At 62.3% G+C, this 8184-nt stretch carries 7 protein-coding genes; 2 read left to right on the plus strand and 5 right to left on the minus strand.

The genetic code is table 11. The annotated features are described in order from the left end of the window. Positions 1–85: 85 nt before the first annotated feature. Together Q1V60_RS17565 and Q1V60_RS17570 are read right to left on the minus strand one after the other, a co-directional pair. On the minus strand, positions 86–1270 hold the full coding sequence (locus Q1V60_RS17565) for a sugar transporter (protein WP_300632881.1): 1185 nt from the start codon (positions 1268–1270) through the stop codon (positions 86–88). Positions 1271–1441: 171 nt separating this feature from the next. After that, positions 1442–2440: a bile acid:sodium symporter family protein gene (locus Q1V60_RS17570; RefSeq protein ID WP_300632883.1), complete on the minus strand. Its 999-nt coding sequence runs from the start codon at positions 2438–2440 to the stop codon at positions 1442–1444. Positions 2441–2526: 86 nt separating this feature from the next. On the opposite strand from Q1V60_RS17570, the gene Q1V60_RS17575 reads away from it, so the two are divergent. Then, on the plus strand, positions 2527–3315 hold the full coding sequence (locus Q1V60_RS17575; protein WP_300632885.1) for a helix-turn-helix transcriptional regulator: 789 nt from the start codon (positions 2527–2529) through the stop codon (positions 3313–3315). Positions 3316–3413: 98 nt separating this feature from the next. Continuing rightward, positions 3414–3845 carry a hypothetical protein gene (locus tag Q1V60_RS17580; protein WP_300632887.1) on the plus strand — a complete coding sequence of 144 codons (432 nt, stop codon included), beginning with the start codon at positions 3414–3416 and terminating at the stop codon, positions 3843–3845. 104 nt (positions 3846–3949) lie between these two features. Here Q1V60_RS17580 and Q1V60_RS17585 read toward each other — a convergent pair whose 3' ends face one another. The 3 genes from Q1V60_RS17585 to Q1V60_RS17595 all read right to left on the minus strand — a co-directional run bounded on the left by Q1V60_RS17585 (position 3950) and on the right by Q1V60_RS17595 (position 7656). Further along, complete coding sequence (locus tag Q1V60_RS17585; RefSeq protein ID WP_300632889.1) at positions 3950–5197, minus strand: zinc-dependent alcohol dehydrogenase; 1248 nt, start codon at positions 5195–5197, stop codon at positions 3950–3952. Positions 5198–5320: 123 nt separating this feature from the next. Then, complete coding sequence (locus Q1V60_RS17590; RefSeq protein ID WP_300632909.1) at positions 5321–6265, minus strand: class I SAM-dependent methyltransferase; 945 nt, start codon at positions 6263–6265, stop codon at positions 5321–5323. Positions 6266–6276: 11 nt separating this feature from the next. Beyond that, on the minus strand, positions 6277–7656 hold the full coding sequence (locus tag Q1V60_RS17595; protein ID WP_300632911.1) for an iron-containing redox enzyme family protein: 1380 nt from the start codon (positions 7654–7656) through the stop codon (positions 6277–6279). Between the last annotated feature and the right edge of the window lie 528 nt (positions 7657–8184).

The following is an 8184-nucleotide window of genomic DNA, read 5'->3' on the forward strand; positions in this document are numbered from 1 at the left end:
GACTGCTACGCAGTCCAGCGGGAGCAAGCTCCCTCGCCACGTAAAGCGTTATGTCTTGACTGACTGGCATTGGCCCCATTCCCGCTCAGCTCTGCACCACGCCCGTCCCAAACCGCCGAATCGCCAGGCAGTAACCCACCAACGCCAGCGCCGCCAGCAATCCGCCCGCCGCGCCGATCCAGGCGAAGCCGAAGTGGCTGCCGACCCAACTGCCCATCAGTGCGCCGCCGCCGATGCCGATGTTGTAGATGCCGGAAAACATCGCCATCGCCACATCCGTGGCGTCCGGCGCGAGCACCAATACCTTGGACTGCATGGCCAGGCCGAAGCCCATGATGGCAATGCCCCACACAATACTCAGCGTCACCAGATAGGACTCGGCTCCGCTCAGTGGCAGCAACAACGCCAGGCATGACGCCAGCAGGAATACCGCGCTGACGACAAACAAGTGCGGGTTGAAACGGTGCACCAGGCTGAACAGCAGCGAACCGAAAATACCGGCGCCGCCGAACACCAGCAGGATCAGGGTGACGGCGCTGCCGCTCATGCCGGCGACGCCTTCCACAAAGGGTTCGATGTAGCTGTAGGCGGTGAACTGGGCAGTCACCACCATCGCGGTCAACCCGTAGAGCGCCACCAGCGCCGGGCGCTTGAACAGCAACGGCAGGCTGCGCAGCGAGCCGGAGTTCTGGCTCGGCAGCAGCGGCAAAGTGCGCGCCAGCCAGAACACCAGCGCCGCGGCGAAGGCACCGATGACCAGGAACGTGGTACGCCAGCCCATGGCTTCGCCCAGCAGCCGGCCAAGGGGAATGCCCAGCACCATCGCCAGGGAGGTGCCGGTGGCGAGCAGGCCAAGGGCTTGCACTTGCTTGCCCTTCGGCGCCAGGCGCACCGCCAGGGACGCAGTGATCGACCAGAACAACGCATGGGCCAGGGCGATGCCGATACGGCTGACCATCAGCAGGCCGAAGCTGGTGGCCACGCTGGACAGGATATGGCTGGCGATAAACAGGCCGAACAGCACGATCAGCAATTTGCGCCGCTCGACGTTACGCGTGAGCAGCATCACCGGCAGCGACGTCAGCGACACGATCCACGCATAGATAGTGAGCATCAGGCCAACGCTGGCCACGGGCATGTCGAAGCTGGCGCCAATGGCGCTGAGCAGGCCGACCGGCACGAATTCGGTGGTGTTGAATACAAACGCGGCCAGCGCCAGGGCGATGACCGGTTGCCAGTTGGCTTGGGGGGTTGCGGCTGAAAGGCTCATTGACGGGCGAGGTACTCTGGTGATGATCAAACGGCCGCGCAGAACATGCGCAGCCGTTGAGCATTCTATAGGTTTCTCATCGCACTGTTGGCCCTGATCCTGCCCGGTTATCGCGTGACGGTTCCGGGCGGCCCCATAAGCACGGTTTGAATCGGGCTGATAAGCCCCGGCTCACGGATCCACCTGCGTCATCAACTCAGGAATGCTTTCCGGCCGCTTCGCATAGCGCTGGGCCAATGCCGCACAGACCATCAGTTGGATCTGATGAAACAGCATCAGTGGCAGGATCAGCACGCCCATGGTCGCCCCGGCGAAGAGTACCTGGGCCATCGGCACGCCGGTGGCCAGGCTTTTCTTCGAGCCGCAGAACAGGATGGTGATGCGGTCTTCCTGGTTAAAACCGAATGCCTTGCCCAGCAGCGCGGACGCCACCAGCACCAGCGCCAGCAAGACGCAGCACGCCACGACCAGCCCGGCCAGCTCCCACAGCGGAATCTGGTGCCAGATGCCTTCGTTGACCGCTTCGCTGAAGGCGCTGTAAACCACCAGCAGGATCGAGCCCTGGTCGACGAACTTGAGCCAGGATTTATTGCGCCCAACCCAGTCACCGATCCAGCGCCGGGCGATCTGGCCCGCAACGAACGGCAGCAGCAACTGCACGCTGATCCTCAGGATCGCGTCGACGGTGGAGCCGCCATCGCCGTGCACGTTGAGCAACAGGGCCACCAGCAACGGCGTAAGGAAGATACCGAACAGGCTCGAGGCCGCCGCGCTGCAGATAGCGGCCGGAATGTTGCCCCGCGCCAGGGAGGTGAAGGCGATCGCCGATTGCACGGTGGCCGGCAGCGCGCAGAGGTAGAGCATGCCCATGTACAGGTCGTTGCCGATCAGCGGCGACAGCAATGGCTTGAGCGCCAGGCCCAGCAGCGGGAACAGCACAAAGGTCAGGCTGAACACCAGCAAGTGCAGACGCCAGTGCCCGGCCCCGGCGACGATGGCCTGGCGCGACAGCTTGGCGCCATGCAGGAAAAACAGCAGCGCGATGGCGAGGTTGGTGACCCAGCCGAAGGCCACGGCGGTCTGGCCGCTGGCCGGCAGCAGGGAGGCAAGGATCACCGTGGCGATCAGCGTCAGGGTGAAGTTGTCGGGCAGAAAACGCGGACGGGTCATGAGCAAATCTTCCAAGGGGTTGCCAAGCGCATGGGCGCGACTCTAACGTAACGACCTGTTACCGACTAACGCCAATGAGCCAGTAAATGCCGCCTAAAGGACACGACAAAACCGTGCGACGCACGGTACCCGGGCTGTCCAGCCTGCCTCGGCCGGTGTACGGGCGCACCGAATCACTGCCAAACCGCGCGCTGACGCGCCGGCACAGTCATCCATGGGTGCAGTTGTCTTATGCGATTTCCGGGGTGCTGGAGATCCAGACCAGCGCCGGCCGCTTCGTCGCGCCGCCGCAACGGGCTGTGTGGATTCCGGCGGGCATGCCCCATCGCGTGTACAGCTCGCCCCACACGGAAATGCGCAGCCTTTACCTCGATTGCCGCGTGACCGCCTGGGCGGCGGAGCGCTGCCAGGTGCTGGCGGTGAGCAGTTTGTTGCGCGAATTGATCCGCAGCTTCAGTGAGCTGCCAGTGGAATATGCCGAAGATGGCCCCGACGGCCGTTTGGCCCAAGTGGTGCTGGACCAACTCGCTGCGGCGCCCCAGGTCGATTTGATGTTGCCCTTGCCCCATGACCCGCGTCTGCGGCAGATTTATCGCAGCCTGAACCTGCATCCCGAGCAGCAGACCACCCTGGGAGCCTGGAGCCGCAAGCTGGGGGTGAGCGAAAAGACCCTCAGCCGGCTGTTTCTGAGGGACACCGGGCTGACGTTCCGCGCCTGGCGCCAACGCCTGCGACTGCTGAGCGCTCTGCCCGCCCTGGAACAAGGTGAACGGGTGACGGATGTGGCGCTGGGCTGTGGTTATGAATCGACGTCGGCGTTTATCAATGCGTTTCGTCAGCAGTTCGATGCCACGCCAGGTGAATTTTTCCGCTGATCGCTCTTCGGTTAAATTCAAATAATCCCCAAACAGGCGCTCGGCTGGTATTGTGCCGCGCTTTGAAAGACCGCTACCGACTTGCGAGGAAATGGACGTTGAACACTGACGAAAAAATGACCGGAGACCTGTTCGAGGTTGATAAGCGCCTGTCACTCAAACCCGTGGTGGACTTCAACGCCTACCTGCGCGCCGCGTTCGGCGACGGCCCGTGCACCTGCATACGCTGCAGTGCCAGCGGCGGCGACGAAACCGGTTATGGGTTTCAGCACACGTTCAACTTCGACGGCAAGCCCACGCACCGCCGCTTTGCCGCAACGGCAGGCAGTGATGTGCTGATGGCGCTGAAAAAAGCCTGGTTGTCGTACACCAAAACAGAGTTACCCGGCAGCGGGGTGTTGGTGCTGGACACCATCAAGGAGTTTGTCGAGCCTCAGCTGCATAAGCGCCTGGCGCCGCTGTTTCTGGCCAGTGGGTTGGTGAAGGATATGGAAGGCGCCCTACACATCCAGCCCCAAGCCACCGCCTGATTCGGCGGGCAGCCTCCATCCACTGGGGAACTGGCTCACCTGCGATTGCGATCTACCGTCAACCGCCATCGCAGGCCAGTTCCCACAGATGATTCGCAGTCGGCCTAGAAGCCAGGCACTCCCTGCATGCGAAGCTCAGGGGTAAGCTCCTCTTCCAGCGGCTCGGTCAGCGGCCGATCGCTGCTCCCCGGCACCAGAATCACCTTGCGGCACTCCTCTTCGCACTTATCGAACATCTCGTACCCGCGCGCCGCCTGCTCCAACGACAGCCGGTGGGTGATGATTGCCTCCGGGTTCAGGCGGCCCAGTTCGATATGCTCCAAAAGCTCCGGCAAGTAGCGGTGCACGTGCGTCTGGCCCATCTTGAAGGTCAGGCCCTTGTCGAACGCGTCGCCAAACATGAAGCCATGGATAAAGCCGGCATACACCCCGGCCACGCTGACCACGCCGCCACGGCGCACGGCTGCGATGCACTGGCGCAAGGCCTTGCCGCTGCTGCCTTCGATCTTCAATGTGGTGAGGATGGTTTCCGTGGTGCTGCCCTTGGCCTCGAAACCCACCGCATCCACCACGCCATCCACGCCACGCATGCCGGCGGTCTGGCGGATGATCGTGTCGGCGGGGTCATCGTCCTCTTCAAAGTTGATCGGGATCACGTCGTACATCTTTTGCGCGTAGGCCAATCGATAGGGATGGTCGTCGACCATGAAAATCTGGTCGGCGCCGAGCATTTGCGCGCACGCGGCGCTGAGCAAACCCACGGGGCCGGCGCCATAGATCGCCACGCTGGAGCCTTTGCCGATACCGGCATTGGTCACCGCCTGCCAGGCCGTGGGCAGGATGTCGGAGAGGAACAATACCTTTTCATCCGGCAGGATGCCGGGCACCTTGAACGGCCCGGCGTTGGCCTTGGGCACGCGCACCAGCTCGGCCTGGCCACCGGGAATGCCGCCGTACAGGCGGCTATAGCCGAACAACGCCGCCCCCGGCGGGATCGCCTTTTTATTCAGGATCGCACCACGCCCGTCGTTGGTGGTTTCGCAGGCGGCGTACTGCTGCAATTGGCAGAAAAAACAGCCGCCACAGGCAATCACGAAGGGAATCACCACGCGGTCGCCACGCTGCACCGCCGTCACTGCCGGGCCGGTTTCTTCAACGATGCCCATGAACTCATGGCCAAAGATATCGCCGTGCTCCACCGTCGGGATCTTGCCTCGGTACAGGTGAAGGTCCGAACCGCAGATCGCAGTGGCGGTGACACGCAGAATGATGTCATCGGGTTGTTCAATGATGGGGTCAGGTACCGTATCGACCTGGACTTTATGGGCGCCTTGGAAGGTCATCGCGCGCATGCACTGCACTCCTGTTGTATGGGCTTATTACTTAAGGGCGCGTGCAGGGCGAAGGTGTTCCCTCAATGTGCAACGGCAACCGATAAATGGTCGCCGCGACCACATCAATGTGAGCATGAGCGCTCAGCGCAGGCGAGTGACGGTGAGCGCAACCACGGCGATCCGCTCGACGCGCTCATAACCCGGTTTATCGAGTTCTTCGCCGAACACGTCGGGGTCCAGTTCCCGGTAGGTCCAGCCATAAACGTCGCTGGTCAGTAATGGTTTGACCGCCTCCAGAAACGGGTCGCCGCCCGCCACCATTGCCACGCCGGTGTACAACAACAGGCTGCCGCCGACGGCGAGGCGTGCGAGGGATTCGCCCACAATGCGCACCGACAGCTGTTCGCCCAACGCGCCACCGCCATGGCGATAGGCGCGCTGGCGGTCATCATTCATGTACGGTGGGTTGGCGACGATCAGGTCGAACTCGCCCTCGACGCTGGTCAGCACATCGCTTTGGTACACACTGACATTTGTCAGGCCGGCCAGCTCGGCATTCACCGCTGTCAGGCGCAGCGCACGGGGGTTGATATCCACCGCCAGCACCTCGGCGTCGCGCCGCGCATGGGCAACGACCAGCGCGCCGACGCCCGCCCCGCAGCCGATGTCCACAGCGCGCTTGAGGGGCTCGAAGCGCTGTTGCAGATAGGCTTCGATAACGTGGGCGAATCGATAGCTGTCAGGCCCGAAAAATACCGCATCCGCTTCGACCGTGGGATAAGGCGAATGGGCAAACAGCAAATCATCCAAGCTTGACCAGCGCACGGTGCTGCGCCACAGCGCGTCGTGTTTTTCGATCACTTCGGCCTGCTGTAACTCTTCACGAAACGCCTCAGGCAACAGGTCGTTGTCGAACGGCATGGACCAGCCGAACACGTCGCGCAGGTTCATCGCCAGGGGTGTCGCCAGGCGCCGGAATACGCGCTCGTGGGTCAACGGCGTCGGCGTGATGAAACGGTAGCCGCTGTCCTTCAAGCCTCGGCCGAGGTTCAGCAGGGCGCGATCAGCCAGTTGTTGTGCAGACATGAACAATTTCCTTAGCGCAGGCGCGCGCGCAGTTGAATAAAGCGGCGGGTCGCGTACAAGCCTGCGGGGCAGCAGTGGCGCCGCGCCGACATCCACGGGATCAGCGCGCCCAGTTGTTGTGCATCAGGCAGCTTCCACAGTGAATCGACGAGGGCCTGGGTGTCAGGATCAGCCGGGCGATGCTGCTCATGGATTGAAGGGCTGCCACGCCCCGGCCGCACCGGCGGCACGCGCTGGGCGCCGATCCACTCACCGGCGATCCAGTCATGCAACACCTGTTTTTCATAACCGCTGAACACACCGAACATCGCCGCGCCCGCCCCCTCGATCAACTGCCAGAAGCGGCTCTCGGCGGGGTCCTGGTGGCGCTTGATCCAGCCCTTTTCTTCCATTGCCTTAAGGAAATCGCCGATCTGACCGGGCTTGGCCAGCCATTGGTTAACGGTTTTGCCCTCGAAACGGCAGTAGTCCGAATGCATATGCTGGCCAAAGGTGCGCTTGCGTTCGAGCATGGCCACCACTTCGTCCTGCAGGTCGAATTGTTCGATGACCGTGGTAGTGCCCGGGCCGAGGTCGTTGAGGCGATACCCCGCAGCGACGCGACGGTAGAAGTCTTCCCTGCCCTCGCCCAGCGGCAGCAGGTTCAGCACCGACTGCGCGGCTTTGCAAGCGTGGCCGCTGCTGGCGTTGTCGATGGTCACATGAAGGGTGAAGTAATAGGGGTCGATGCCCAGCTCGCTCAATTCGTAAGACGTGATCAGCAAGTGCAGCGGCAACTGCTCATAGCCCAGGTTATAGCCGATGATTTCCGGCAGGAACTCTTCGGCGCACAGGCCCAGGGCCAATTGCACTGCGCCTTGCAGATAGTGCTCATCCTCAAGCCCCGCCTCGCTGTCGGCATCATGCTCGCTGAGCAGCTTGCGATAGATCACCACATGGTTCTGCGCCGCTTCGCCGTCGCCCAACTCTTCGAGATAGGTGGTCAGCAGGCCGTCAAAGCGCTGATCCTGCCAATAGCGCAGCAGCCCGTAGAGCCACGCGCCGTCTACTTGTTTGGTCGGGCCAACGCGTTGCAGCACATACAATGCGTGCGCCTTGTTCTGGAAGTAGCGACGCGGCCGGCCTTGCTGGCGTTGCTCCAGGTACTCGGCATACGCCTGGGCCACGGCGGCGCAACGCTGTTCGACCCAGGCCAGGAGCTGTTCGGGCGCCTCGGGCAGGTCGCTGTCGGTCGCTTCTACCAGGGCCAATTGATCTTGAAGATAGTCACGCGCCAGTTCTGGGGCATCTGGGGATTCACCGTATAGCTGCTGGTAAACCCGTTGATGGAGGCCTTGGGTCGAGTCGGTGGCAGAGGCCGGTTGGCCCGACAGCGCTGTGAGGAGTGTCATGTTGGCAATTTCCGCAAAGTCCGTTCAACGGGCCGCCCGCAAGGTGGCCCCGCAAGAGCGCTCAAACCACACGCTTCTAAAATGCAGAGCCTCAGGGGTGCAGAAAATTCAAACGAGGTTGTGATGGGGGGATAAGCGGTAGCTTGAAAGTTCAGACTCAGTACCGCTCATAACGCCAAAGTGAATGTGGCGAGGGAGCTTGCTCCCGCCGGGGCCGCGAAGCTGCCCCGCTCTTTGTTTAGAAGATTGGGCTGCTACGCAGTCCGACGGGAGCAAGCGCCCTCGCCACAGGGGTTGTGTTGTTATTTGCTCCCGCCGGGGTCGCGAAGCTGTCCCTATCTTTGTTTGGAAGATTGGGGCTGCTACGCAGTTCGACGGGAGCAAGCGCCCTCGCCACAGGGGGTTGTGTTGTTATTTGTGCTACCGCCGGGGCCGCGAAGCTGCCCTGCTCTTTGTTTGGGAGATTGGGACTGCTACGCAGTCCAGCGGGAGCAAGCTCCCTCGCCACAGGGGGTTGTGTTGTTATTT

The sequence above is a fragment of the Pseudomonas sp. genome (assembly GCF_030147005.1).
Lineage (GTDB): Bacteria > Pseudomonadota > Gammaproteobacteria > Pseudomonadales > Pseudomonadaceae > Aquipseudomonas.

Excerpts from the sequence above, each read along its gene's own strand:
- Q1V60_RS17565 (WP_300632881.1), bottom strand. The coding sequence starts at position 1,270 with ATGAGCCTTTCAGCCGCAACCCCCCAAGCCAACTGGCAACCGGTCATC.
- Q1V60_RS17570 (WP_300632883.1), bottom strand. The coding sequence starts at position 2,440 with ATGACCCGTCCGCGTTTTCTGCCCGACAACTTCACCCTGACGCTGATC.
- Q1V60_RS17575 (WP_300632885.1), top strand. The coding sequence starts at position 2,527 with ATGCCGCCTAAAGGACACGACAAAACCGTGCGACGCACGGTACCCGGG.
- Q1V60_RS17585 (WP_300632889.1), bottom strand. The coding sequence starts at position 5,197 with ATGCGCGCGATGACCTTCCAAGGCGCCCATAAAGTCCAGGTCGATACG.
- Q1V60_RS17590 (WP_300632909.1), bottom strand. The coding sequence starts at position 6,265 with ATGTCTGCACAACAACTGGCTGATCGCGCCCTGCTGAACCTCGGCCGA.
- Q1V60_RS17595 (WP_300632911.1), bottom strand. The coding sequence starts at position 7,656 with ATGACACTCCTCACAGCGCTGTCGGGCCAACCGGCCTCTGCCACCGAC.